Origin of the sequence: Streptomyces sp. WI03-4A (genome assembly GCF_033792105.1) — a bacterium.
In the GTDB taxonomy this organism is placed as follows: Bacteria; Actinomycetota; Actinomycetes; order Streptomycetales; family Streptomycetaceae; genus Streptomyces; species Streptomyces collinus_A.
Genome location: NZ_JARAUO010000013.1, coordinates 24,470 through 47,995, shown reverse-complemented (window position 1 = coordinate 47,995; position 23,526 = coordinate 24,470). Strand labels below are relative to the sequence as shown.

The 23,526-nt window shown below is 72.3% G+C and carries 22 protein-coding genes and 2 pseudogenes; 12 read left to right on the top strand and 12 right to left on the bottom strand.

From position 1 onward, the window contains the following. Positions 1-5 precede the first annotated feature (5 nt). Positions 6-1,133 (top strand): MsnO8 family LLM class oxidoreductase, encoded by a 1,128-nt coding sequence (locus tag PV343_RS16110; RefSeq protein ID WP_319147592.1) that lies wholly within the window; start codon positions 6-8, stop codon positions 1,131-1,133. Between the two features lie 155 nt (positions 1,134-1,288). Then, positions 1,289-1,480 (top strand): hypothetical protein, encoded by a 192-nt coding sequence (locus PV343_RS16105; RefSeq protein ID WP_319147591.1) that lies wholly within the window; start codon positions 1,289-1,291, stop codon positions 1,478-1,480. A 106-nt stretch (positions 1,481-1,586) separates the two neighbouring features. Here the strand turns inward: PV343_RS16105 and PV343_RS16100 are convergent, their stop codons facing one another. The 6 genes and pseudogenes from PV343_RS16100 to PV343_RS16075 all read right to left on the bottom strand — a co-directional run bounded on the left by PV343_RS16100 (position 1,587) and on the right by PV343_RS16075 (position 7,103). Further along, positions 1,587-1,973, bottom strand: a complete 387-nt coding sequence (locus PV343_RS16100; RefSeq protein WP_319147590.1) for a hypothetical protein — start codon at positions 1,971-1,973, stop codon at positions 1,587-1,589. A 345-nt stretch (positions 1,974-2,318) separates the two neighbouring features. Continuing rightward, a complete protein-coding gene (locus tag PV343_RS16095; RefSeq protein ID WP_319147589.1) occupies positions 2,319-3,143 on the bottom strand; it encodes a DUF1684 domain-containing protein in 825 nt (274 codons plus the stop codon). A gap of 55 nt (positions 3,144-3,198) precedes the next feature. Continuing rightward, positions 3,199-4,121: pseudogene (locus PV343_RS16090) on the bottom strand (LLM class F420-dependent oxidoreductase). Between the two features lie 102 nt (positions 4,122-4,223). Beyond that, a pseudogene (locus PV343_RS16085) lies at positions 4,224-4,474 on the bottom strand (NUDIX hydrolase); the annotation flags it as partial. Between the two features lie 55 nt (positions 4,475-4,529). Beyond that, entirely contained in the window at positions 4,530-5,108 is a 579-nt protein-coding gene (locus tag PV343_RS16080; RefSeq protein ID WP_319147588.1) for a class I SAM-dependent methyltransferase, read from the bottom strand. A 33-nt stretch (positions 5,109-5,141) separates the two neighbouring features. After that, positions 5,142-7,103, bottom strand: a complete 1,962-nt coding sequence (locus PV343_RS16075; RefSeq protein ID WP_365019023.1) for an ABC transporter ATP-binding protein — start codon at positions 7,101-7,103, stop codon at positions 5,142-5,144. A 275-nt stretch (positions 7,104-7,378) separates the two neighbouring features. Between PV343_RS16075 and PV343_RS16070 the strand changes: the two genes are divergently transcribed. The 5 genes from PV343_RS16070 (at position 7,379) to PV343_RS16050 (ending at position 11,900) form a co-directional block, all read left to right on the top strand. Next, positions 7,379-7,501, top strand: a complete 123-nt coding sequence (locus PV343_RS16070) for a hypothetical protein (RefSeq protein ID WP_319147586.1) — start codon at positions 7,379-7,381, stop codon at positions 7,499-7,501. Between the two features lie 142 nt (positions 7,502-7,643). Beyond that, positions 7,644-9,410 (top strand): RecQ family ATP-dependent DNA helicase, encoded by a 1,767-nt coding sequence (locus tag PV343_RS16065; RefSeq protein ID WP_319147585.1) that lies wholly within the window; start codon positions 7,644-7,646, stop codon positions 9,408-9,410. Between the two features lie 35 nt (positions 9,411-9,445). Beyond that, positions 9,446-10,345, top strand: coding sequence for a hypothetical protein (locus PV343_RS16060; protein WP_319147584.1), 900 nt, complete (start codon positions 9,446-9,448; stop codon positions 10,343-10,345). Positions 10,346-10,511: 166 nt separating this feature from the next. Then, positions 10,512-11,603 (top strand): Ku protein, encoded by a 1,092-nt coding sequence (locus tag PV343_RS16055; RefSeq protein WP_319147583.1) that lies wholly within the window; start codon positions 10,512-10,514, stop codon positions 11,601-11,603. 57 nt (positions 11,604-11,660) lie between these two features. Beyond that, complete coding sequence (locus PV343_RS16050) at positions 11,661-11,900, top strand: hypothetical protein (protein ID WP_319147582.1); 240 nt, start codon at positions 11,661-11,663, stop codon at positions 11,898-11,900. A 49-nt stretch (positions 11,901-11,949) separates the two neighbouring features. On the opposite strand, the gene PV343_RS16045 is transcribed toward PV343_RS16050, so the two are convergent. From PV343_RS16045 to PV343_RS16035, 3 genes are all read right to left on the bottom strand, one after another. Next, positions 11,950-12,159 (bottom strand): hypothetical protein, encoded by a 210-nt coding sequence (locus tag PV343_RS16045; protein WP_319147581.1) that lies wholly within the window; start codon positions 12,157-12,159, stop codon positions 11,950-11,952. 128 nt (positions 12,160-12,287) lie between these two features. Next, positions 12,288-13,418, bottom strand: coding sequence for a CU044_5270 family protein (locus PV343_RS16040; protein WP_319147580.1), 1,131 nt, complete (start codon positions 13,416-13,418; stop codon positions 12,288-12,290). After that, on the bottom strand, positions 13,415-14,047 hold the full coding sequence (locus PV343_RS16035) for an RNA polymerase sigma factor (RefSeq protein ID WP_319147579.1): 633 nt from the start codon (positions 14,045-14,047) through the stop codon (positions 13,415-13,417). The genes PV343_RS16040 and PV343_RS16035 overlap by 4 nt, the downstream gene beginning before the upstream one ends. Positions 14,048-14,281: 234 nt before the next feature. Here PV343_RS16035 and PV343_RS16030 point away from each other — a divergent pair, with 234 nt between their 5' ends. The 4 genes from PV343_RS16030 to PV343_RS16015 all read left to right on the top strand — a co-directional run bounded on the left by PV343_RS16030 (position 14,282) and on the right by PV343_RS16015 (position 18,144). Further along, positions 14,282-15,418: a S8 family peptidase gene (locus PV343_RS16030; protein ID WP_319147578.1), complete on the top strand. Its 1,137-nt coding sequence runs from the start codon at positions 14,282-14,284 to the stop codon at positions 15,416-15,418. A gap of 145 nt (positions 15,419-15,563) precedes the next feature. Next, positions 15,564-16,781 carry an MFS transporter gene (locus PV343_RS16025; protein ID WP_319147577.1) on the top strand — a complete coding sequence of 406 codons (1,218 nt, stop codon included), beginning with the start codon at positions 15,564-15,566 and terminating at the stop codon, positions 16,779-16,781. A 119-nt stretch (positions 16,782-16,900) separates the two neighbouring features. Continuing rightward, positions 16,901-17,893 carry an LLM class flavin-dependent oxidoreductase gene (locus tag PV343_RS16020; protein ID WP_319147576.1) on the top strand — a complete coding sequence of 331 codons (993 nt, stop codon included), beginning with the start codon at positions 16,901-16,903 and terminating at the stop codon, positions 17,891-17,893. A gap of 80 nt (positions 17,894-17,973) precedes the next feature. Beyond that, positions 17,974-18,144: a hypothetical protein gene (locus tag PV343_RS16015; RefSeq protein WP_319147575.1), complete on the top strand. Its 171-nt coding sequence runs from the start codon at positions 17,974-17,976 to the stop codon at positions 18,142-18,144. A gap of 66 nt (positions 18,145-18,210) precedes the next feature. On the opposite strand, the gene PV343_RS16010 is transcribed toward PV343_RS16015, so the two are convergent. Then, positions 18,211-19,005, bottom strand: coding sequence for an oxidoreductase (locus PV343_RS16010; protein WP_319147574.1), 795 nt, complete (start codon positions 19,003-19,005; stop codon positions 18,211-18,213). A gap of 92 nt (positions 19,006-19,097) precedes the next feature. Further along, positions 19,098-19,673, bottom strand: coding sequence for a TetR/AcrR family transcriptional regulator (locus tag PV343_RS16005; protein WP_319147573.1), 576 nt, complete (start codon positions 19,671-19,673; stop codon positions 19,098-19,100). Positions 19,674-20,105: 432 nt separating this feature from the next. Between PV343_RS16005 and PV343_RS16000 the strand changes: the two genes are divergently transcribed. Next, positions 20,106-21,290, top strand: coding sequence for a type III polyketide synthase (locus PV343_RS16000; RefSeq protein WP_319147572.1), 1,185 nt, complete (start codon positions 20,106-20,108; stop codon positions 21,288-21,290). A gap of 33 nt (positions 21,291-21,323) precedes the next feature. On the opposite strand, the gene PV343_RS15995 is transcribed toward PV343_RS16000, so the two are convergent. Continuing rightward, complete coding sequence (locus tag PV343_RS15995; RefSeq protein WP_319147571.1) at positions 21,324-23,492, bottom strand: SpoIIE family protein phosphatase; 2,169 nt, start codon at positions 23,490-23,492, stop codon at positions 21,324-21,326. Positions 23,493-23,526: the final 34 nt, after the last annotated feature.

Here is a 23,526-nt window from a genome sequence, read left to right as displayed (position 1 = left end):
CGATCATGTCCGGTATCCCGCTGGGGGTCCTCGACCTCGTCCCGGTCTCGTCCGGCTCCACCGCCGCCGACGCCCTGCGCAACACCATCGACCTCGCCCGGCAGACCGAACGGTTCGGCTACAGCCGCTACTGGTTCGCCGAGCACCACCTCAACCCGGGCGTCGCCGGAACCTCGCCCGCCGTCGTGCTCGCCCTGACCGCATCGGCGACGTCCACGATCAGGATCGGCTCCGGAGCCGTACAACTCGGGCACCGCACGGCCCTGTCCACCGTCGAGGAGTTCGGGCTGATCGACGCGCTGCACCCCGGGCGCCTCGACCTGGGCCTGGGCCGCTCGGGCGGCCGCTCACCGAGCGGGACGGCAGGCTCCCGGCCCACCACCACCCCCGTCGTCGACGGGCGCACCCCGAACGGACTGAAGATCCCGCCGCGGTTCTCCCCGGAGCACCTGGTCCGCTCACCCCGCTTCCAGCTCCAGCAGAGGCTGCTGCACCAGCCCGGCGCCGAGTCGCAGGACTACGGCGAGCAGGTCGAGGACATCCTCGCCCTGCTGCGCGGCGACTACCGCTCGGCGGACGGCATCGAGGCGCACGCCGTACCGGGCGAGGGTGCCCGGCTGGAGATATGGATCCTGGGCAGCAGCGGTGGCCAGAGCGCCGACGTCGCGGGCCGCAACGGCCTGCGCTTCGCGGCCAATTACCACGTGAGCCCCGCCACGGTGCTGGAGGCCGCCGAGGGCTACCGGGCCGCGTTCCAGCCGTCCGACCATCTCGACAAGCCCTACGTCAGCGTCTCCGCCGACGTGGTCGTCGCCGAGGACGACGCGACCGCGCGCGAACTGGCCACCGGCTACGCCCCATGGGTCCGCAGCATCCGCACCGCCGAGGGAGCCATCCCCTTCCCGACCCCCGAAGAGGCCCGCCGGCACCATTGGACCGAGGCGGACCGGGCCCTGGTGGCCGACCGGGTCGACGCCCAGTTCGTCGGCACCCCGGCCCGTGTCGCCGACCAGCTCGAACAACTCCAGGAAGCCACCGGTGCCGACGAGTTGATCATCACCACCATCACCCACGACCACGCGGACCGGGTCCACTCCTACCGGCTCCTGGCCGAGGAGTGGCACCGCCGCTGAGCCGGGTCGTTCGTGCAGTGGCATGCTTCCCTGACGGCCCTGAACCACGCCGGCTCCACATGTGTGTGGAGCGGCGGCGGCCGGGACGGGAGCAGGATGCGTGGTGGGCGGAAGAAGTGGATCGGCTGTGCCTCGGTGCTTGGAGGCTGGACGTCATGACTGACCGGGACTGGTACGACGACAAGGACTACGAGGACGCGGTAGATCGGGCCGAGCGGATGACCCGGGTCGGTTGGGGAGCGATCGCGGGTTTGACGGGTCTGCTGAGCATCGGCGTGATCGCCGTCGTTGTCGTCTGCGTGGCGGTCGTTATCGGCATGGCGTACGTCGTGGTTGCCATGCCGTAGCGCGCGAGGGGATCTGCCGAGGACATCTTCCGAGGCCCGCCGTCAGAGGTGCTGGGCTCACGACGACCGAGCCACGGCTGACGATGGCTTGATCCACAGGTCTTGACTATGACTCCGTCGCGATCACTCGCGACCGCCGAGCCATCCACACGTAGCCGGCCAGCCCCAGCGAGCCACGGATCATGAAGTCAGCCCACAACCCCATGAGGTCACCGAGGCTCTCCATGCGCAGGGCCACCGGCAAGGCCGAGGCTGTGAGGGCACCCGCGATCGCCAGGCTCGCAGCGTAGGTGGTCAGGCCACCACGGCTGAGGGCCAGCCTCGTACCCAGAAGCCCGGACGGGATCTGCACGAGCATGTGAAAGCCCACGCAGTGGCTGAGCAAGGCGGCGACGATCACGAACGGCGGGATGTCTGCCGAGGGGTCGCCGACGGGCGCCGCGCCGTAGGCATCGAGAGCCCAGGCCGGAGGCATCGCGTAGGTGAGCAGCAAGATCACACCACTCAGATGCATGGCCCCGAGGTGACGTGCGACCTGACGGCGAGGTCGTTGCGACGGGCCGCTCGGCCCGAGCGGACGAACCATGCCTGCGCTCACGTGCCCCCCTGCCCCCTGGTCGTGCCGGCTTTCCTTCGTCTGGTCGGCAGAGTACAACCACCTGGTCAGGCTGCTTCTGGGCGCGTCGAGCTTCGTGGCGCTCAACCGTGCGCAGGACGAGGGAGACGTCTCGCCCGTAAGACAGATGTATCAAGTCAACGGGGACCCACTCGTCCACTCGCGCTCTCCTTCTGTCGTTCATTATCCGGAGCTTGCGTGCACGACACGGGCAGGGTCCGCTCATGCGCCCCCGCGCTCGTGGGGAATCTTCTGGCCCGCCTCGATCGCCACCGGCAGGCGGTTCTCGGCCGGCGGCAGTGGGCAGGTGGCCAGGTCCGTGTAGGCGCACGGCAGGTTGGTCGCGCGGTTGAAGTCCAGGACGACCGTGCCGTCGGCGGTGGGCGGCTCGATGGACAGGGCCCGGTTGGCCGCGTACGTGGTGACCCCGGAGGTCGCGTCGGTGAACAGCACCATCAGCCGGCCGGGACCGTGCCCGGGGAACGCGGTCAGCGACAGCCGACGCCCGTTCAGCTCGAACTCGATCCTGCCCGGAGCGTCGTACACGTGCTCAAGTCCCTCGACGGCCGCGCCCACCGTGGTCGGCCGCGGCTCGTCGAACGGGACGTACCGGCCCGTCACGGCCCAGCGAGGGTCGGGGGCGTAGGCAGGTGTTCCGGTGAAGGCGGTGCGCAGCGGGGCGTTCGGGTGCCGGGGGCGCAGGATGTCCTGGCCGCCGCGCCTGGCGACCTCCAGGACGGCGTCTCCCCAGACCACGTCGACGCCGCCGCGTTCGGGAAGCACACCGAAGCGGTGTTCACCCCGGACGGGCTCTCCGTCGATGACCAGTTCGTCCGCGTCGTCGAGGTGGACGACGACTCCGTCGGGGCCGGTGCGCCACGCGCCGGGCGCGTCGGGGAAGCGTCGCGGCCGGTCGTCGAGCCAGTGCAGACCGGTGATGGCCAGGAACCCGTGCGGGTCGGCGAGCCGGGCCTCCTGGGCGCGGTACCAGTCCAGCCAGCTCTCGGTGAACGCCTGGAGGTCGTTCGTGGTGACCTCAGTGGTCATGAGTTCTCCTTGATGGGATGAGCGCGATCAGCGGGACGGGGGGCAACGGAAGGGGTCAATGGGCCAGTTCGCCGAGGAGCGCCCACGTGCGACGGCGGTCGGCCTCGCCCGCGATCTCGGTGCCCGAGAACACGACCTCGGTGGCGCCTGCGTCCCGGTAGCGCCGCACTTCGGCTTCGACCGCCTTCTCGTCGCCGATCACGGCCACGTCGGCGGCCCGGCGTCCGCCGGAGAGTTCGATGACCCGCGCGTAGGACGGGATCTGCTCGTAGAAGGCGAGGCGTTCGGTGGCCCGGGCCCGTACCGCCTCGACGTCGTCCGTCACCACGCCGGGCACCAGGGCCACGATCCTGGGCGCGGGACGGCCGGCGGCCTCGGCGGCGGCGGTGAGCGTCGGGACGATGTGCTCGGCCAGGGCGCGCGGGCCCGCCAGATACGGCAGGATGCCGTCCGCCAGCTCACCGCTGACCCGTAGCGCCTGCGGCCCCATCGCGGCGACCAGCACGGGCACCCCCGCCTCGGCGCCCGGCACCCGGGCCGGGATCGGTGTGGAGGCGGTGAGCAGTTCACGTGGAAGTCGGCAGTGCCGTTCTGAGTCAACTGCCGCAGCGCGGTGAGGAATTCACGCAGGCGGGCGATGGGGCGCTCGAAGGGCAGGCCGAAGCCGGTCTCCGTCAGCAGCTTGGTGCCCAGGGCCAGGCCGAGGTGGTAGCGGCCGTGCGTCGCGGCCTGTGCGGTCTGTGCCTGGCTGGAGACGAGCAGGGGGTGCCGGCCGAAGACGGGGATCGCGGAGGTCCCGACCTGTAGTCCCGGCACCTCGCGCCCGACGATGGCGGCGAGCTGGGGCGAGTCCGCGCCGAAGGTCTGGCCGAACCAGGCCGACCGCAGACCGGCGGCCGCGGCCTCCTGGGCCAGCCGGACGGTGGCGTCGACCTGGTTAGGCGCGCTGGACGCGTCGAGTGCTACTCCTACAGTCATGCCAGTCAGAACGGGTGCCCGCCGGACCCGCATTCCGGACTTCGTGTGACAGCTTCTTGTCAGTCATGTGTACGGGAGCCGTGCCGGTCGCGGGTGGCTGGTTCAGGTTCCGGGCCGGCCTGGCGCGGTCGTGTCGGGGTCGGTGAGCGGGGTGAAGTGCGCGGGTGCGTGGTCGATCGGCAGGTCGGGGCGCCAGGCGGTGAGAATCTGCGCCGGACGACGTCACCGACCCGGTCGAGGAACATGCCGAGAAGGCGGACGTCGTCGGGGTCGGCGTACGGGCCGGTCTCCTCGGCAAGTTCGCGCACGGCCGTCTCCCGCAGGGACTCGCCCGGCTCCAAGGCGCCGGAGGGCTTCCAGGCGAGAAGGTTCTGCTGTTCCGTTTCGTCCAACGCATTGACTCCCGGGTCAGGGCCGGAGTGCGTAGCACCGCAGCACGTCTAGGTCGGCGGTTCGTACGACGGACCAGCAGGCGGTGAGGATCTCGGCTTCCGCGGAGGTGATTCCGAGATGCTGGCGGGGGTCTCCGGCGTCGCGGCGGCCGGCGATCTCGGTGACGACCCAGAACGTACCGCCGGGTGCGAGGAGTTGTCGGACGCGGTCGAGAAAGGCCGGCTTGTCGTCCATCCACCGGTAGACCAGGCGGCAGGCGACGACCGCGTACGCGGAATCGGGCAGGGAGCGTAGGTCTCCCTGGGCGAAGTCCATGACGTGCCAGGTCGGCTCATCGTCGTGCTGGTCGGCCCGGCTGTCGCGGGCTACGGCGATGGCGCTGGGGGCGACGTCGATCCCGGTGGTCCGGTAGCCGAGTCGGTGGAGGTGGCGGGCGAGGGCCCCGTCGCCGGTGCCGATGTCGAGTGCCGGGCGTCCACGGCCTGGCCCGACATGGTCGGCGAGCAGGGCGACCTCCGTGTCGGCGACCTGCCGGTACCGGCGTCCGCCGGCCCAGACCGGCTCCCAGTAGGTGGCGCTGGTGGTGGTCGTCATCGGGGTCCCTTCAGATGTGAGCGGTCGGATGGTTCAGGCAGGGTCCGGGACCGTGGGGGACGTCGGGTGGGGGATGCTGCCGGTGGGGGCGTACTGGGCGGCCTGGGCGGCGAACATCGACGCGTAGCGGCCCTGGGCGGACATGAGTTCGTCGTGGCTGCCGTGCTCGGCGAGCCGGCCGTGGTGCAGGACGTAGATGTGGTCGGCGTGGCGGACGCCGGACATGCGGTGGGTGACGAGGACGACGGCCCGGTTCGGTGCCGCGAGCCGGCGGATGCGGTCGAACGCGGCGATCTCGGCCTCCGGGTCGAGGGCGGAGGTGGGCTCGTCCACGAGGAGTACGCCGTCGGCGTCCGAGGTGGAGCTGCGCCAGTGGGTGCGGGCGAGCCCGATCTTCTGCCATTCGCCGCCGGAGAGTTCGCTGGCGCCGCGGAACATCCGGGCGAGCAGGCTGCGAAGGCCGTCGGGAAGTTTCGCGATCACCGGTCCGGCATCCGCGTAGTCGACGGACGGCTGCAGGTCCTCGGGATCGGCCTCCTGGGCGGGGCGGCCGATTCTGATGTTCAACGCGGCGGTCACGGGCCAGCGTTGGAAGTCCTGAGTCAGCAGTGCCACGCGGTCGAAGACCTGGGCGCGGTCGAGGGTCGCGAGGTCGGCGTCGCCCCACAGGACGGTCCCGCTCTGCGGCAGGAGCAGGCCCGACAGCACCTTCATCAGGGTGCTCTTGCCGGAGCCGTTCTCACCGACCACGGCGGTGACCGAGCCCATCGGCAGGGTGAGGCAGACCCCGTCGAGGGCGGGCGTCTCCCGGTCGGGGTAGCGGTAGCCGACCTGGTCGAGCACGACCTGCCGTACCCGCGCGGGCACGGGATCGCCCCCGCCGGGAATCGTGCGCCGTGCCGCCTCGTCGAGGAATCGGGCGTGGTCGCGGACGTACAGGGACTCCTCGTGCAACTGGTTCACGTTCATCACCAGTGCGCCCAGGCTCGCCGAGCCGGACCGGACGGCGATGACGGCGGTACCGGCCACGGCCAGGCTCATGTGCCCGCTCATGATCAGCAGGAACATGGCCGCGTAGGTCGCCGCCAAGGCGAGGCCAGAGAGCGCTGCGGCCACCCACTCGGTGACGGCCTTGCCGGCGGCCAGCCGCTCCTGTTCCGCCTCGGCGCTCTCGGCCATGCGCTCGTAACGGCTGAGCAGGAACGGCCCGACGGCGTGGATGCGCACCTCCTGTGCGGCGGTCCGCTCCGTGAGCAGGTTGCCGATGAGCCGGCCGGCCCGCACGTGCTCGATCCAGCTCATCACCGACACGTACCGCTCCTGCGCCACCCGCATCGCGCCCCAGCCGCGCGGCGTCGCGATCAGGATGAGCATCGGCAGCAGGACGGGGTGGAGGATGGTGAGGACGCCGGCCGTGGAGATCAGCGAGATGGTCCCGTTCAGCGCGGCCACGCAGGCACTGATCATGCGGCGGGCGGACGCGGCGCCGTACTGGGCGACATCGATCAGCCGCCGGAACGCCGGATCCTCGATGGCCTCCAGTTCCACCGAAGCGGCCGCGGCCAGATACTGGGTCGTGGCCGTCCGCTCGACCAGCGGCTCCAGCCGGCCCGCCCGCGAGGTGGACCATCCGGCCAGGCCCGAGTTGACGACGGCCGCCCCGGCCGCGGCGAGCAGTCCCGGCAGCACCGCGTGCAGCCGCTGCTCAGGGGCGCCCGAGCCGAGCAGCGCGTGCATGACGGCGTTGACCGCGAGCAGGCCGACGGCCGCGGCGGCACCCTGGCCGACCTCGCTGATCGCGACCGTGAGCAGAGCGCGGCGGTCCGCCTGCCACGCCATCCGCAGGGCCGCTCCGACCAGCCGGGGCATGGATCGCAGCGCCGACGTCATCGACAGGTCGAGCTGCGCGCCCTCGTGCTCCGACCAGCCGAGGTCGTAGCGCAGCGGGCCGCCGAACAGTTCCCGCTCGGCGTCGGAGACCTCGGGCTCGGCCATCCGCACGCGTCCGAAGAAGCGCTTCACAGGGCGCCTCCGTCTCGTGCGAGGCCGGCGGGAGTCGGTGGAGTCGGTGGAGTCGGTGTAGTCGGTGGTGCCGGTGTGTGCGCCGAATTCAACGCGGTCCCCCTAGACGGTTGTGCGGCTGATTCGTGTGGCTCAACGAACCAGCCAGAATTTCGAACACATGTGTTTCGGTCGTACCGGCAACCCCGAGGTCGTGCGCGTGTCGGAGCTTGCGGGGTGCACGGATCCTTGTCGGGCAAGGGGTCGACGTGGAAGCGGCGATGGCCGAAACGCCGAGCACGCTGTCGAGGCGGTGCCGCGCGATCATCCGTATGGCCGGCGGTACCGTGAAGCGGTTCAACGCCGAGAAGGGTTTCGTCCTCCGCGGCTGACCGGGCGAAACCGGCAGAGCGGGGCCGACGTGCGGCATCAGAAAGACGGCCGGTACGTAAACGTCGCCGAAGGCGAGTCACGACACCCGTGGACGGGTACTCGGAACGCCATGATCATCCGAGCGGCGAGTTGAGATACGCGATGCCCGAGGGAACGCGGGACCGGATCGAGCGGTTGCGCCATGTCGCCAGGGAACGTTTCGGCTGGAGCGACCTGACTCCCGAGCAGACGGAGGCGATGGAGGCCCTGCTGGACGGCCGCGACGTGCTGGTGGTCATGCCCACGGGGTCCGGCAAGTCGGCCATCTACCAGGTGCCGACCGTCGTGCTCGGTGGCCCCGCCGTCGTCGTGTCACCGTTGATCGCCCTGCAACGTGACCAGGTCGCCGGACTGCGGAGCAGGAACGTGCCGGACGCCGTGGCCGTGAACTCCGCACAGCCGGAATCCGTCACCGACCGGGGCTGGCAGGCGGTCCGGGACGGCGAAGCCGAGTACCTGTTCCTGTCACCGGAGCAACTGGCCAAGGACAGCGCGCTGGAGCGGCTGCGCGCGCTGCGCCCCTCGCTGTTCGTCGTGGACGAGGCCCACTGTGTCTCCGCCTGGGGCCACGACTTCCGCCCCGACTACCTCAACCTCGGAGAGGCCGCCGAGCGGCTGGGCCGCCCACCCGTGCTCGCCCTGACGGCGACGGCCGCCGCCCCGGTCAGGGCCGACATCGCCGAGCACCTGCACCTGCGCGACGCCGTGGTAGTGACGACCGGTACCGATCGGCCCAACGTCCATCTGGCGGTGCACACCTTCACCGACGACCACGCGAAACGCGACGCGGTCTCCGGATGGACCGCGGCGGCGCGGTCCCCGGGCATCCTCTACACCGCCACCCGCAAGGACGCCGAGACGTACGCGGAGCGGCTAGGGGAGCAGGGCGTCGACGCGGCGGCGTACCACGCGGGGATGAGGGCAGCGGACCGGCGCCGCATCCAGGACGGCTTCATGGCCGGGGCTCCCTCCGTGGTCGTGGCCACCTCGGCGTTCGGGATGGGCATCGACAAACCCGACGTACGGTTCGTCGCCCACGCGTCCGTCCCCGACGCCCCGGACTCCTACTACCAGGAGATCGGGCGCGCCGGCCGGGACGGGGAGCCCGCCCGGGCCGAGCTGTTCTACCGCCCGGAGGACCTCGGGCTGCAGAAGTTCCTCACCGCCCGAGCGCTGGACACCGACGGCCTGCACAGGATCATGACCACACTGCTGGGCGAGGACGCCCCGCGGAGCCGCAGCCATGTGGCACAGCTCTGCGGGCTGTCGCGTCAGAAGGCCACCGACCTGGTCAACCTCCTCGAAGAGGCCGGCGCCGTGACCGTGGAGGGCCGGCGCCGCGCCATCCGTGCCGTCCCGGACCGCACGGCGGCCCAGGCCGTCGACGCGGCGCGCGAGGTGTTCGAGCGCCGGCGTCGGACGGACCGGTCACGGATCGAGATGATGCGCGGCTACGCGGAGACCCGGTCCTGCCGGCGCCGGTACCTGCTCGGCTACTTCGGCGACCGGACGGACGAATCGTGCGGCATGTGCGACTCCTGCGACCGCGAGCAGGGCCGGGATCAGGGCCGGGGCCAAGTCCGGGACCGTGACCCCGATGGAGACGTCGACCACCGCACGGAGACCGGGCCCCGGCGATCCGCCGCGTCCCCCGCGTCCGGGCACCGCGCGCCCTACGAGCCGAACGACACGGTCCGCCACGCCGAATGGGGCCGGGGCACGGTGATGAGCGTGGAGGACGACCGCATCGTCGTACTCTTCGAGCAGGTGGGCTACAAGACGCTGTCCCTGGCGGCCCTGCGACGGGACCACGACCTGCTGACGGACCCCACGGACCCCAAGGACCGAACGGACCCCCCGGACGCCTGATCCGACGTTCTCCGAGGTCAGGGGAGGAGCGAGGAGTGGATCTGGACGCGGTCGCCGACGAGCTCTACGGCCTGGCGCCGGATGACTTCACCACGGCCCGCGACACGCGGGCGAAGGCCGCACGCGCCGCCGGGAACCGCGAGCTGGCCGGCGAGATCCGGCGTCTGCGCCGCCCCACGCTCGCGGCCTGGGCGAGCAACCTGCTGGTGCGCGAGCGGCCGACGGAGGTGCGGAACCTGCTCCAGCTCGGTGAAGGACTGCGGCAGGCCCACCAGGACCTGGACGGTGAGCGGCTGCGCGAGCTGTCGGTGCGGCAGCACCAGCTCACGTTCGCCCTGGCCCGGCAGGCCGCCGAGCTCACCGCCCGGGCCGGACGGAGCATCGGAGAGGCCGCACGGCAGGACGTCCAGGACACCCTGCAGGCCGCGCTGGCCGACCCCGAGGCGGCCGAGGAGTGGGCCGCTGGACGGCTGACGAAGCCCCTGAGTGTCCCGGTCGGTTTCCCCGCCGCCACCCGGCAGCCGGCCTCCCGGGCACCGACCCCCGGGCGTGCCGCCCGGGCCGCTGCCAGCGTGACCGATCTGGAGGAGGCGCGCGCTCGCCGCGACGACGCGCGCAAGCGCCTCCAGCATGCCCGGCGACTGGCCACGGAGGCCCAGCAGGAGCTCCGTGCCTGTGAGGAGGAGCTGGCCGCCGCCGAGAAGGAGCAGAGCCGGGCGGACGAAGCCGAGCGGCAGGCCGGACAGCGCGTCGCGGACCTGTCCCGGCAGCTGCGGGACGCCGAGCGTGAGCAGCGGCAGGCGCGCGAGGCGGCGCGCACGGCCCGCGACGGCGCCCGGGCGGCGGACCGGGCCGCGCGCGAGGCTCGGCGCCTGGCCGGGGACACCGAGGCACGCGCCCAGAAGCTCGCCGAAAAGAGCCCGGGCCCGACCTGAGTCACCGTGGGCGCGCTGTCTGCCCGGCACTCGTTCGGTGAGCGCGGCGGAGGCCAACCGGGTGTGTGCGCGTCCGGCCCGGCGCGCGCGGGGGAGCCGGTGGTGCGAGCGTGAAGTCAGGCGGACGGTACCGGCCGTCGCCGGCAGGACGGAACGGAGCAGGGCCATGGCGCGGGCCATCTGGAGCGGAGTGATCACCTTCGGGCTCGTCAGCGTCCCCGTGGGGCTCTACACGGCGACCGAGGACCATACGGTCCACTTCCACCAGCTGCAGCGCGGCACCTCCGACCGGATCCGCAACCGGCGGGTGAACGAGCGCACCGGCGACGAGGTCGACACCGGCGACATCGTCAAGGGCTTCCCGGTCGGCGAGGGCGAGTACGTCGTGGTCGAGCCCGACGAACTGGACGAGATCGCGCCGGGCCGCTCGCAGACCATCGACATCAGCGACTTCGTCGAGCTGGAGGCCATCGAGCCGGTGTACTTCGACCGCACCTACTACGTCGCCCCGCGCGGCAAGGAGTACACCAAGGTCTACGAGCTGCTGCGCGCGGCGCTCGCCGAGGGGAACAAGGCCGGCATCGCCACGTTCGTCATGCGCAACAAGCAGTACCTGACCGCGTTGCGCGCGGAGGACAAGGTGCTGGTGCTGCAGACACTGCACTGGGCGGACGAGGTGCGCGACCCGGGCAGCGAACTGCCCGAGCTGCCCTCGGGCCGGGCCGGGAGCGGCAAGGAACTGCGGATGGCCCTGCAGCTGGTGGACGCCCTCAGCGGGGAATGGCAGCCCGAGCGGTACCACGACACCTATCAGGAGAAGGTGCGGGAGCTGGTCAAGGCCAAGGCGGAGGGCCAGGAGGTCGCGGTGGCCGAGGCACCGCCCGAGGCGACGAACGTCATCGACCTCATGCAGGTCCTCGAAGGCAGTCTGGAGGCGGCCCGTTCCGGCCGCGGTGGCAAGGAGACCGCCGAGCGGAAGACCGGGTCGGCACAGGGCGAGCCGGCTCGAACCGCCGCGGATGCGAAGACGGCGAAGCCGCGGTCGCGGAAGGCACCGCCGAGTAAGTCCCGGACGGCGTCGGCCCGTTCGCGCGGCGGTGGTGGCGAGGGCAGGAGCGAGCTGCGGAAGCTGAGCAAGGCGGAGCTGTACCAGCGCGCGGCCGACCAGGATGTCGCGGGCCGCTCGAAGATGAGCCGTGAGGAACTCGTCGACGCGCTCGCGGGCGGCGGGCGCCGCCGCAAGAAGAGCGTCGCATGACCGGAAGTTCGCGTCGCATGACCGGCGTGCGAGCCGCCTGACAGGAGTTCCCGCCGCATGACCGGAGTTCCCGCCGACGACCCGCGTTCCCACCGCGTGAGCGGACCCGACCGGTACCACCTGCTGCTCGTTTCCGGTGGCCGGCTGGTGCAGCACGGCTGGTGGGGGAGCGAGGAGGTGGCACGGGACAAGTTCCGGCGCTGGGTCGGCGAGTACGGAGGTATGCCGGACGCCCGTGTCACCCTGACCGACGAGGAGACCGGCGCTGTGCTGGCCGCCTGGCCCGATCAGCCCTGAGCCCCCGGATGGTGTGCGGGGAGTGGCGTCGGTGCGACGGGCCGGGGGCTCAGTTGGCCGCGGTGAGGGCGAGCGCGGTGAGGATGAGGCCGTAGGCGGCGACGGTCAGGACGGTCCGTGCCAGGCGCCCGCCCCGCCCCCGCCGGGGCGGGGGCGGCGCGAAGCAGCAACAGGGCTTCGACGGATGCCAGTAGGAGGAGTCCAGCCAGTAGGAACCCAGGAGCCGGGCGGTGGTCGGGAGCGGGGCGTCGTCGTCCATGTGCCTGCCAACGGCGGCCGGGAGCGCCGGGTTTCGGTGGTGGGGCGGGCCGGCATCGGACCGTGACCTTGCATAATCGAAAAGCAACTGCCAGCCACAGATCCACCGTCGCCTGGGCCGGTGCCCCGCTATCCCCGGGGGTCTTCGCCCACCCGGTCGACCACGGCGCGCTGGAGCACCGCGGTGGTCTGTATGACGCTGCCCGCCTTGCCGATCGCGGTGTCCTCCCGGGTGACGTCGCGGAAGCCGAGGAAGGCGTACGTCTTCTTGTCGAAGATCCACTCCTGGCGGTCGGCCGCCCCGCCGTCCAGGGCGATCGCGACACCGTGCCGGCCCGTGGCGTCCACCGCGTCGGGGACCACCTCTGTGCCCGGGATCCGGGCGGCGACCCGGTAGAGGAAGGCCGTGGTCCGCGGGTCCACGGACTCCTGGAGCATGCCGCCGAGGTACGCGAAGAGCCACGGCTTGTTCACGGAGGGGCGCCTGTTTCCCTTGGTGTTCTCCGCGTTGTCCATCTGCCGGTGCAGGTCGGCCTCGATCGCTCGGAGCGCCGCGCCCGGGTCGCGGGGGAGGGCGGCCAGGTCCTCGAAGGCGCTCTGCGTGTGCCCCGGGCCTCCCGCCGTCCCCTGCCCGGGGCCGGGGAGTTCGAGGCGCTGGGGAGCCTCGTCGCCGTAGGCCTGGGCGGCGTCCTGGCTCCGCGACCAGGGGATCCACTCCCGGAGCGTCTCCAACCGTGAGAGCTTCGTCGGGGTCTTGGAGTACTCCCTGTGCACCTTGCCGTGCTTGTCGGTCCACTGCGCCCTGAGCGGGTTGTCCCGTCCGGCGGACACGCTGCGTACGAACACGTACTGGTGGTGACCGACCTCTACGGCGGGCGCGCGGGAGACCTCGGCGGCGGCGTTCTCCAGCAGCACCGACGCCTTGGACGGGTCCGGCCGGGCGGCGTCGGCGGGCCGGCCGCCGTGGCCGGGGCCGGCGGTGAGGACCGCGGCCGCCACGGCGGCCGCGGCGAGCGGGGCGACGACCGGCACCCAGCGTCTCCTCGGGCGTCGCGGCGCCGTGCCCGGGGCGGCGGCGGTCTCGGGGGCTGCCGCGGGCGCGGACTGGCGGATCTCGCTCATCAGGTGCTCCTTGAGGACGCGCAGCCGGTCGTCGGGCAGATCCCGGGCGGCCGGGGCCGGCAGCAGCCGGGCCGCCTCCGCGCGCTCCGCGGACTGTGCCGCGTCGAAGCCGTCGTCGTGGGGCGTCTTGGCGTTCATCGGGTCTGCTCCTGGATCGACCGGGCCGCGAGGGGGCGGCCACCCTGTTGCTGTCCGGAACGGGGGGCGGGTTCCGTGCTTTCGCCGGCGAGTTCCTCGTCGGTCAGTTGCCGCAGTCGGCGCCGGGCGCGGGAGAGGCGGGAGCGGACCGTGCCGATCGGCACGTCGAGGGCCTCGGCCGCCGCCGCGTAGTCGAGGCCGGCCCACACGCACAGGGCGAACACCTCACGCTCGCCGCGGCGCAGCCGCCCCAGGGCCCGCTGTGCCGCGGCCAGGCGTCCGGCGTCCTCCATCCGTTCGACGACCTCGTCCGCGAAGTCCGGCGCGGTGTCGTCGGCGGGGACCCGGCTGAGCGCGGCCTGGTAACGGCGTGCGGCGCGCGTCGTGTTGCGCAGCACGTTGGTCGCGATGCCGAGCAGCCACGGCAACAGGTCGTCGCCGTCGGGCCGTACCGTCCCGCGCAGCCGCCACGCCTCCAGGAAGGTCAGCGACACCACGTCCTCGGCCGTCGCCCAGTTCCCGGTGACCCGGACGGCGTAGCGGTGCACCGTCCGGGCATGTTCGTCGAATATCGACCCGAAGGCCTCCGGATCACCGGAGCGCAGCCGGGCGCGCAAGGAGAGTTCCACATCTGATCCTGTCCGTGCGCGGCACCAGGTTCCCGGGTTCACGGGTGACTCAGGTCACAACTTCCGTACGGGCGGCCTGCCCCTGGGTGTCCCGGCCGGCGGCACCGCGACGCCTGATTGTCCTCCCCGTTCCCGACGAGTGTCCGAAACGGTCCCGTGCGGGTGCTGTTCACAGCCTGGAACCGCCCGCCTCCCGCGGTCGTCTTGTGCGCTGACTGTGAACGGAGCGGGGACGTGGGGGACGTTGTGACGCGGAACGTGACGAAGGCCGGCCTCGTGGTGGCCGCCATGGCGACGGTGCTCGCGGCCTCGGCCTGCGGCGGGAAGGCCGGCGCCGCCGCCGGTGGGAGCGGGGCGACACTTCCCGCGCGCGGGAAGGGGCCGTCCGCGGCGGGCTCCGAGGCCGGGAAGCCGTCCGGCCCGGCGCGGGCGTCCGCCGCCGGTGTGGAGAAGCTGTCCGGGGTCGCGCGGTCCGGGGTGTCGCCCCTCACCCGGAACGTGCCGTGGAACCTGGACATCCTGGACCAGCGGTCCCGGCCGCTGAACGGGAAGTTCACCGCCACCGCCACCGGCAAGGGCGTGCACGTCTACGTGATCGACACCGGGATGGACATCGCCCACAAGGAGTTCGGCGGACGCGCGCACCTCGGCGCCGACTTCGTGGGCCCGAAGGACTCGGGCGACTGCTTCAGCGAGGCGGGCACCGGTCACGGCACGTTCGTCTCGGGCATCATCGGCGGGACGAAGTACGGGGTGGCGCCCAAGGCCGAACTCGTCAGGGTCCAGGGCATCCTGTGCGAAAGCGAGGGCGGCGGCTCCCCGGGCGCCGCAGAGGCGGCCCTCGTGAAGTCGGTCAAGTGGGTCACCGCGCACGCGCAGAAGCCCGCCGTGGTGAACATGTCGCTCAACCTCGACCACCGGTCCTCCGCCCTGGAGTCCGCCGTGAAGAAGATGGTCGACGCCGGAATCCCCACGGTGGTGTCGGCCGGCAACTTCCACGACGACGCCTGCAAGCACTCCCCGGCCGGCGTCCCCGGCACGATCGTCGTCGCGGCCTCCACCCCGACCGACCGCGCGTGGAACGACGGCGGCTCCTACGGATCGGACTACGGGCGCTGCGTCGACCTGTACGCCCCCGGCCAGAAGGTGACCGCCGCCCTCGCCGGAGGCGGCACGACCACGGAGACCGACGGCGCGACGTCCTGGGCCGCACCGCACGCGACCGGCGTGATCGCGCTGTACCTGTCTGCGCACCCCCACGCCACGGCCTCCCAGGTCCACGTCTGGCTCGACCACACGGCCACCCGCGGTGTCCTGCACGGCATCCGCCCCGACACCCCGAACCGGCTCCTCAACACGGGCGGGCTCTGACCGGCTGTCGGACGGACTTGACGCCGGTGCCGGCCCCTTCGAGCGCGGACTGCTCGCCAGCGGGCGCGATCCCGGGCGAGTGAACAGCGTAGATGTTCGATAGCGCCGCTTCCAAACATCAACTGTGTTCGTTACGGTGGGTGGCATGGAACGCTCGCTTCGGGGCGCCCGCGTGGCGACCTATGTCTACTTCGTCCTCTGCGGCACCCTGATGGGCGCCTGGGTCGTGCACATCCCGGCCGTCGAGGAGCGCGTGGACATCAGCCACGCGACGCTGGGCGGCCTGCTGGTGCCCCTCGGGCTGGGCGCCTTCGTCGGGATGCAGGTGGCCGGCCCGCTGACCGACCGCCTCGGCGCGCGCGTCGTGGTGCCGGCCGGCGGCGTGCTGTGCGGCGCGACCTTGGTGCTGCCCGGTCTCTCCCGCGATCCGTGGACGCTTGCCGGTTCCCTGCTGGTCTTCGGCTTCTGCAACGGCTGCCTGGACGTGAGCATGAACGCCCACGCCGTGCACGTGGAGAAGGCGTACGGCCGCCCCGTCATGTCGGGCTTCCACGCCACGTTCTCCGTCGGCGGAGTCCTCGCCGCGCTCGTCGCGGCGGGTGCCACGAGCGCCGGTCTGCACCCGGCCGCGACCTTGGCCGCCGTCGGAGCGGTGGGCATCGTCATCGCCCTGGCCTCCGCCCGTGCCTTGATGCCGGCCGCCTCCGCCGCCGCCAGCAACGGCAGCACCGACACGGTGGAGGAGACGCACGCGTCACCGGCCGCCGCCCGCCGCGGCACCGCGGGGCGCGTCTGGCTTCTCGCCGTCCTGGCACTGATGGTCATGCTGTGCGAGGGCGCCGCCAACGACTGGAGCGCCCTGCACCTGGAGGACGTCCTCGGTGCGCCCGCCGGCACCGCCGCCTTCGCCTACGGCACCTTCGCGGCGGCCATGACCACCGGCCGTCTGCTGGCCGACCGTTTCGTCGCCCGGTTCGGCTCCTTGGCGATCCTGCGTCACGGCGCCGCCACGGCCGCCGTCGGCATCACGCTCGTGGCCCTCGGGCCGTGGATGTGGGCCGCGTTCGTGGGCTGGGCGCTGTTCGGCCTCGGCCTGTCCGGGTGTGTCCCGCAGTTGTTCAGCGCGGCCGGGCACGCCGACCCCGCCGCCGCGGGCGCCAACGTCTCCCGCGTCGCCGGGCTCGGCTACGTCGGCATGCTCGCCGGCCCCGCCGTCATCGGCTGGCTGACCCACCTCGTCACCCTCAACCACGCCTTCGTCCTGCTGACCCTGCTGTGTGCGACCACCGCCGTGGGTGCGCGGGTCCTGCGTACGGAATCCGGCCGCACGCCACGGAGCGAGATGGCGGGCGTCGGTCCCTGACCGCTTGTGCGGCACGGTCCTGACCCCCGTGCCGCACAAGCCTCCCCCTGCCCGGCCGCCGTCGTCCGGGTACGGAAGACCGCAGCCGATCGACGGACGCGCCGACCGAAGGAGCCCCCGTGCCCGTGCCCCACGCCCTGCCCGCCCGCGGCCGTGTCGGTGTCGTGCTGCCCCGTGACCTCCCCGTCGCCGAGGTGCTGCCGTACGCGCGGCGAGCCGAAGAGCTGGGCTTCGACCAGATCTGGGTGGTGGAGGACCTCGGCTGGCGGGGCGGCATCGCCCAGGCCGCCTCCGTCCTGGCCGACACCACGAACGTCACCGTCGGAATCGGCATCCTGCCCGCCGGCGCCCGCAACGTGTGCTTCGCCGCGATGGAACTGGCCACCCTCGCCCAGCTCCATCCCGGCCGCGTCCTCGCCGGTATCGGCCACGGCATGCCCGACTGGATGCGCCGGGCCGGATCCTGGCCCGACAGCCCACTGACGCTGATCAAGGAGTACACCACCGCACTGCGCCGGCTGCTGCGGGGCGAGCCCGGCCCCGCGAACGGCCGCTATGTGCGCTGCGAGGGCGTCGTCCTCACGGAGACGCCCGACGTCGTCCCGCCGGTCGTCCTGGGCGTCCGCGGCCCCCGGTCACAGAAGGCGGCGGGCGAGGTCGCCGACGGACTCCTCCTGGCCGAGCCCGCCGCCCCCGCCTACATCACCGCGTCCCTGCAACACCTCGGCACCGCCGCCACCACGGCCGCTCCGGAGGTCGTCACCTACGACGCGGCCGCCGTGGACGACGACGAGGAAGCCGCCCTGGCCCGCGTCCGCACCGGTCTGGAGGCGATCGGCGAGCCGGACTGGGCCGCACACATCGACCCGCTGCCCTTCGCCGCCGAGCTGCGCGCGCACCGCGCGGCCTGCCCCGACGCCCGGCACTTCGCCCGGACCATGCCCGCGGCCTGGGTCCGCGAACTGAGCGTCGCCGGCACTCCGAGCCAGGCCCGCGCGGCTATCGACGCCCGCCACGCCGCCGGTGCGACCAGCGTCGTCCTCGCCCCCACCGGTCCCGACGCCCTGGCATCCCTCGACTCGCTCGCCCGCGCTCTCGACCAGCGCCCCTGACGGCCTACCGGCGCCGGTCACGGCAACGGCCCCGTAGACTCACCGGGGAACATCGCACGACAGGGGGGAAGGTCATCACCGTGACACAGCAGGACGGCCATCGCCTGGCGTGGGGAGACATACCGGTCTACGACAGGCTGGTGGCGGAGATGGGCGACGTGCCCGCCGAGGTCAGCAGGGCGGCCGCCCACCTGCTGCGGGAGACGGAACGCGCGATCGACTTCAGTTCGCTGCGCCACTGGACGTACTGAACGGGCACCTGACACCGGCCAGGCGGGGGCTGGGCGCGAGGTCCGCGCGGGGCGGTTCCGGGCGCGTCAGAGCGTCTTGATCTGGCCGCCGTCGATGACGGTCTCCGTTCCCGTGATGTTGGCGGCGAGGGGCGAGGCGAGGAACAGGACGAGGTCGGCGATCTCCTGCGGCTCGGTGATCCGGCCCGAGCTGATGCCCATGCTCTGCGGCACGACACTGTCGAGCGCTTCCTGCGCGGTGGTGCCGGCGGCCGCGGCGGTGGCGTCGGCGAAGCCGCCCGGCGCGGTCCAGAACGGGGTGCGGACCGGCCCCGGGGCGATCGCGTTGACGCGGACGCCCTGCGGGGCGAACTCCTCGGACAGGGACTTGTTGAGGTTGGTCAGCGCGGCCTTGGCCGCCGAGTAGTCCACGACCATCGGGAAGGGCAGCCGGGCGTTGATCGAGCTGATGTTCACGATGGACGCGCCGTCGGCCGCGACCAGATGGGGGAGGGCCGCGCGGCTGGCGCGCACGGCGCTGAAGAAGGTCAGCTCGAAGATGCGCTGCCAGTCGGCGTCACTGACCTTGAGGAACGACTCGCGGGGCTCGGCGGCCCCGACGTTGTTGACGAGGATGTCCAGCCGCCGGTGACGCTCCACGGCCTGCTGGACCAGCGTCTCGGCCCCCTCCGTCGTGGACAGGTCCACGGCCACGATCGTGACGTCGTGCTCGGCTGCGAGGGTCTCCAGCTCGGGTGAGGCGGTGCGGCTGCCCGCGACGACCTTGACACCCTCGCGGGCGAGCCTGTCGACGACGGCCAGGCCGATGCCCTTGCTGGCTCCGGTGACGACGGCGACCTTGTCCTTGAGGTGCAGTTCCATGACGGTCTCTTTCTGGAATGATCGATACATAACAATGGTAGGGGGAACCGGGGAAGCGTGCGCGGTGGCGGGGGCGAGCGGTTCCCGGGCTGTCAGTCCAGCGCGCGCAGCGCCGTGGACAGGGCGTCCTCCATGAACTCCCTCCCCAGCTGTGCCCGGCCGGCGATTCGGACTCCCTGGATGAACGTGGTCAGGAACCTGGCCAGCTCCCTCGGGTCCTTCTCGGGTGCCAGTTCCCCCCGCGCCTGGGCCCGCTCGAGGGCTCCGGCGAGCAGGGACTCCACCTGCCGGATCGCGCTGCTGACGCGGTCCGCCGCCGTGGGCCGGTCGGCGCACTGGGTGGCCGCGTTGACCACCAGGCAGCCGCGCGTGGGGTCGGCCAGGTCCGCCTCCACCAGGGATGCGAGCACCTTGCGGACGGCGGTCCGGATCTCGGTCTCCTCGTCGAGGATCCGCTCCAGATCGCTGCCCTGAAGGGAGGTGTAGCGCTCGAGGGCGCGGAGGTAGAGCCGCTCCTTCGAGCCGAAGGCCGCGTAGAAGCTGCCACTGCCTATCGACAGCTCCTTCAGCAGGTCCTGCAGGGACGTCTCGGCGTAGCCCCGGCGCCAGAACAGGTCCATGGCGCGGTCCACCGCCTGATCGATGTCGAACTCCCTGGTGCGTGCCATACGGCCAGACTAGCGCGCTTTCTGGAATAGTCAATCAACTATTACGGGCCCGATTGGCCGGCGAGGTCGGAGTGACCACCTTTTCGGGGCCGCCCCTCAAGTCGGCTGCGCAAGGGCCCACTTCACAGGCATGGCCGCCGAAATCGGTTGTTTCCGTGCGCAGTCGAAGGCGGCGCGCGCATACCGTCCCGCCCTCGATGTGAGACGCGCCTCATCGGGCCGCCTCGGCGGTGTGTCCGGTGTCACGCATTCAAAGTGGCGCCCAAGTTGTGTGCATCACAGCGTAAATGTCCCTTTAGCGTCCATTCTCTTCATGGCTACCGACTTCCGAAGTGGAGCCCATCGGCCAGCTCTTGGGCACGAAGTTCTCAAGAGGCCCATGACGCAGCACTCGCGACGTTCCTCCTCGATCCCCAGGAAAGGTGCCCCACCATGGCCGCTTACGTCTGTCCTCCTGCCGTGATCCACGGCGAGCACGCGGTGAAGACCAGCCAGATCGTGGCCGAGGTGCGCGACCGTCACCCCAACGCGGCCTGGGAGCCGCGGATCGACGGCATCGCGGCCAGCACCGGTATCGAGACCCGCGGGTGGATGCTGCCCCTGGAGACCGCCGTCGCGCCGGGCAACGGCAGCGGCCTGCGGTCCCTCGGTGTCGACGCGGCCCAAGAGGCCCTGGCCCGCGACGGGTTCAGCCCGCAGGACGTGGACCGCGCGATAGCCGCCCTCGAGGCGGTACCCGCTCCGCAGACCGTCCAGGAACGCACCGCACCTGCCTGGGAAGCCGTGCAGTCCTACGGTGAGCGCGCCGCGCGTGGGGCCCTGCAGATCGCCGGGCTGGACGTCGCGGACGTCGACTGCCTGATCACCAGCAACTCCACCACCCCGGCGCTGCCGGGTCTGGACGTCGCCCTGGCCAACCGGCTCTCCCTCCGCGACGACGCCATGCTGCTGCCGGCCTCGCAGTGGGCCTGCGTCGCCGGGACCCGTTCCCTGGCACTGGCGGCCGAGCTCGTGGCCGCTGACCCCGACCGGGTGGTCCTGGTCGTGATCGCCGAGGCGCTGAGCACGACCTACCAGCCCGCGGACGACACCCTGGAGTCCCTGATCGTCCGGCTGCTGTTCGCGGACACCGCCACCGCCGTGGTGGTCACGGGCCGACAGCGGCGCGAGTCGGTCCTGCGGCTGGACGCCTCCTGGAACCACACCCTGCCCGGCACCCAGGACCTGCACCGCCTGGAGACCCGGTCCGACGGCACCCACTTCGTGATGGACCGGCGCGGACCGCGGGCCGTGCAGGAGACGGTCACCGCCATGTGGGAGTGGCTGCGCGTCCGCTACCAGGACGAGCCCGGATCCTGGCACCCCGACGTGCTGCTCGCCCACCCCGGCGGCACCCGGGTGCTGGAGTACATGGAGCAGACGATGCCCGACACGTGGCCGTCCGGCCTGCTGGACCACAGCCGGGCCAGCTACACCACCGGCAACCGCGGCGGCGCCGCCGTGTTCGACATCATGCGGCGGGCGTACGACGCCGGCCAGGAGCCGGGCAGCCGCGCCGTCCTGTACGCGGCCGCACCCGGCCTCAGCGCCACCGCCCTGGCGGGGGAGTGGCTGTAGGGGACCGGCCCCGGCCCTCGCCCTACGGCCGCGTCACCTCGCGACCTCCGCCCAGATCACCTTGCCGGTGTCCGTCCACCGCACCCCCCACCGGGTGGTGAGCCGGTGCACGACGCGCAGGCCGCGGCCGCCGTCGTCGTAGGGGGCGCCCCGGCCGAGACGTGGCCTGCCGTTGCCGGTGTCGCCCACCTCGCACAGCAGCCCGTGACCGGCCCTGATCAGCCGTACGGTGATCGGGCCGGTGGCGAACCGCACCGAGTTCGTCACCAGCTCGCTGACCAGCAGCAGGACGCTGTCCCGGGTGTCGTCCCTGATCTGCCACTGCCGCAGCAGCACCGAGACGTACCCGCGGGCCCGGGCGGGCGCGTCGTAGCGGGCGGGCAGCCGCCAGGTCGCGGTGTCCCCCTGGCGGTAGCCGATCATGCGCGCGAGCAGCAGTGTCACGTCGTCGCGCTGCCGCGGCGGCGCCAGCGTGGACACGACGTGCCGTGCGGCCTTGGGCAGGGCGTCCCAGGGGTGCACCGTGGACACGGCTTCCGTCAGCCTGCCGATCCCCTCGTCGATCGACAGGGCCGGATCCTCCACCAGCCCGTCGGTGTAGAGGGCGAGCAGGGAACCCGGAGGCGCGTCAAACGTGTGCACGTCAAAGGGCTCGCGCAGTGCGAACTCGGCGCCCAGGCCGGGATGAGGACGGACCGCGAGCGGACCCGCGTGCCCGTCCGGCGTCACCAGGACCGGGGGCAGGTGCCCGGCGCTGGACAGCGACACACGGCGGCTGACCGGGTCGTAGAGGGCGATGCAGCACGTCGACCCGAGCGCGCTGTAGCCGGCCGCAAGACCGGACTCCGCGTCGTCCAGCATCGTCACGGTCTTGTCCAGGTGCTCCAGCACCTCGTCGGGCGCCAGTCCCGCCGACAGCAGCGCGCGGGCCTCCATGCTCAGCTGGCCCATGGTCGCCGCGGCGCCCAGACCGTGCCCGACGACGTCACCGACCACCAGCGCGGTACGGCCGTCCGGCAGCGGGAAGCTGTTCACCCAGTCGCCGCCGACGCCCGCGCTGTCGGGGGTGGCCGGCTGGTAGACGCTCGCGATCTCGACCGTGTCGCCGCCGGTCCGGGGCAGCAGCCGGCGCTGCAACGCCAGCACCTGCGTGTGCTCGCGCTGGTGCTGGCGGGCCAGATCCACGTGATGGGCGGTCCTGGCCACCAGTTCCTGCAGTTCGAACAGCTCGCTGTCGCGGAAGGGGCGGTCGGCCCGCCGCCACACCTCCGCCACGCCCAGCACGACCGGCGGCTCGCCGTCCAGGACCAGCGGGATGCACGCCACACCGGCCGACCGGTCACCGGGCACCAGCGCACGCATCACGCGCGGACTGCCCAGCACCCGCTCGACGGCCTCCCGGTCGGGAATGACGATGGCCTGCGGCGCGTCGTCCCGCTGCACCGCCTGCGCCAGCATTCGGCTCGCGTCGCTCGGAAGGTCGTCGCCCGGAGTCACGTAACCCTCGGGCCACGCCCGGTCCGGCACCAGGGCCGCCCGCCGCAGCCGGATGCGCCCCCGCGTCTTCTCGGAGACCCCCTCGCCCGTCCACACCGCGAAATCGAGGTCGATGGCCGCCACGTCTCCCCAGGCCAGCAGCGACTGAGCCAGCGACTGCGCGGTCTCGCCGATGTCCAGCGAGGTACCGATCGCGGTCTCGGCGGCGTACAGGTGCAGCCTCCTGGCCATGGCGATGACGGAGACGGTCAGGCTCTCCTCAGGCAGCGCGGCGGGCAGGATGCTCAGCGACACCACCAGCTCCGAGCCGTCGGCACGCCGCAGCCGCTGGATCCGCGCGACATGCGCCTCACCGGTCTCCAGGACCTGCCGCAGCCGCCGGGTGACCGTCGGTACGTCCCCCGGCGGCAGCAGATCGACGAAGGGACTCCCGGTCACGGCGTCGACGCCCGCGAACACGGGGGCGTCCAGGTTGCAGCGGGTGATCCGCAGGTCCCGGTCGAGATTGATCGCGCCGAGAATCTGGTCCTGACGGCCGGCCGTCCCGTTGTCCGGTGCGCGCCCCCCGGTGGCGCGCTCACCCTGCGCGTCGGCGGGACCGCCCTCCGCCGCCGCCCCGCCACCCGGGATGTAGCGGCTCAGGGCACTGCTGACCAGGCCGAACGGCGAAGAGGACGAAGACGAAGGGGAGGGTGTGGAGTCCATGCGGCTCTCTCGGCAATCCCCGGCGCTACGCCGG

What these genes read in the sequence shown, in the direction of transcription:
- PV343_RS16110 (WP_319147592.1), top strand. Translation starts at nt 6, where the DNA reads ATGTCCGGTATCCCGCTGGGGGTCCTCGACCTCGTCCCGGTCTCGTCC.
- PV343_RS16105 (WP_319147591.1), top strand. Translation starts at nt 1,289, where the DNA reads ATGACTGACCGGGACTGGTACGACGACAAGGACTACGAGGACGCGGTA.
- PV343_RS16095 (WP_319147589.1), bottom strand. Translation starts at nt 3,143, where the DNA reads ATGACCACTGAGGTCACCACGAACGACCTCCAGGCGTTCACCGAGAGC.
- PV343_RS16080 (WP_319147588.1), bottom strand. Translation starts at nt 5,108, where the DNA reads ATGACGACCACCACCAGCGCCACCTACTGGGAGCCGGTCTGGGCCGGC.
- PV343_RS16075 (WP_365019023.1), bottom strand. Translation starts at nt 7,103, where the DNA reads ATGGCCGAGCCCGAGGTCTCCGACGCCGAGCGGGAACTGTTCGGCGGC.
- PV343_RS16065 (WP_319147585.1), top strand. Translation starts at nt 7,644, where the DNA reads ATGCCCGAGGGAACGCGGGACCGGATCGAGCGGTTGCGCCATGTCGCC.
- PV343_RS16055 (WP_319147583.1), top strand. Translation starts at nt 10,512, where the DNA reads ATGGCGCGGGCCATCTGGAGCGGAGTGATCACCTTCGGGCTCGTCAGC.
- PV343_RS16050 (WP_319147582.1), top strand. Translation starts at nt 11,661, where the DNA reads ATGACCGGAGTTCCCGCCGACGACCCGCGTTCCCACCGCGTGAGCGGA.
- PV343_RS16045 (WP_319147581.1), bottom strand. Translation starts at nt 12,159, where the DNA reads ATGGACGACGACGCCCCGCTCCCGACCACCGCCCGGCTCCTGGGTTCC.
- PV343_RS16040 (WP_319147580.1), bottom strand. Translation starts at nt 13,418, where the DNA reads ATGAACGCCAAGACGCCCCACGACGACGGCTTCGACGCGGCACAGTCC.
- PV343_RS16025 (WP_319147577.1), top strand. Translation starts at nt 15,564, where the DNA reads ATGGAACGCTCGCTTCGGGGCGCCCGCGTGGCGACCTATGTCTACTTC.
- PV343_RS16010 (WP_319147574.1), bottom strand. Translation starts at nt 19,005, where the DNA reads ATGGAACTGCACCTCAAGGACAAGGTCGCCGTCGTCACCGGAGCCAGC.
- PV343_RS16005 (WP_319147573.1), bottom strand. Translation starts at nt 19,673, where the DNA reads ATGGCACGCACCAGGGAGTTCGACATCGATCAGGCGGTGGACCGCGCC.
- PV343_RS16000 (WP_319147572.1), top strand. Translation starts at nt 20,106, where the DNA reads ATGGCCGCTTACGTCTGTCCTCCTGCCGTGATCCACGGCGAGCACGCG.
- PV343_RS15995 (WP_319147571.1), bottom strand. Translation starts at nt 23,492, where the DNA reads ATGGACTCCACACCCTCCCCTTCGTCTTCGTCCTCTTCGCCGTTCGGC.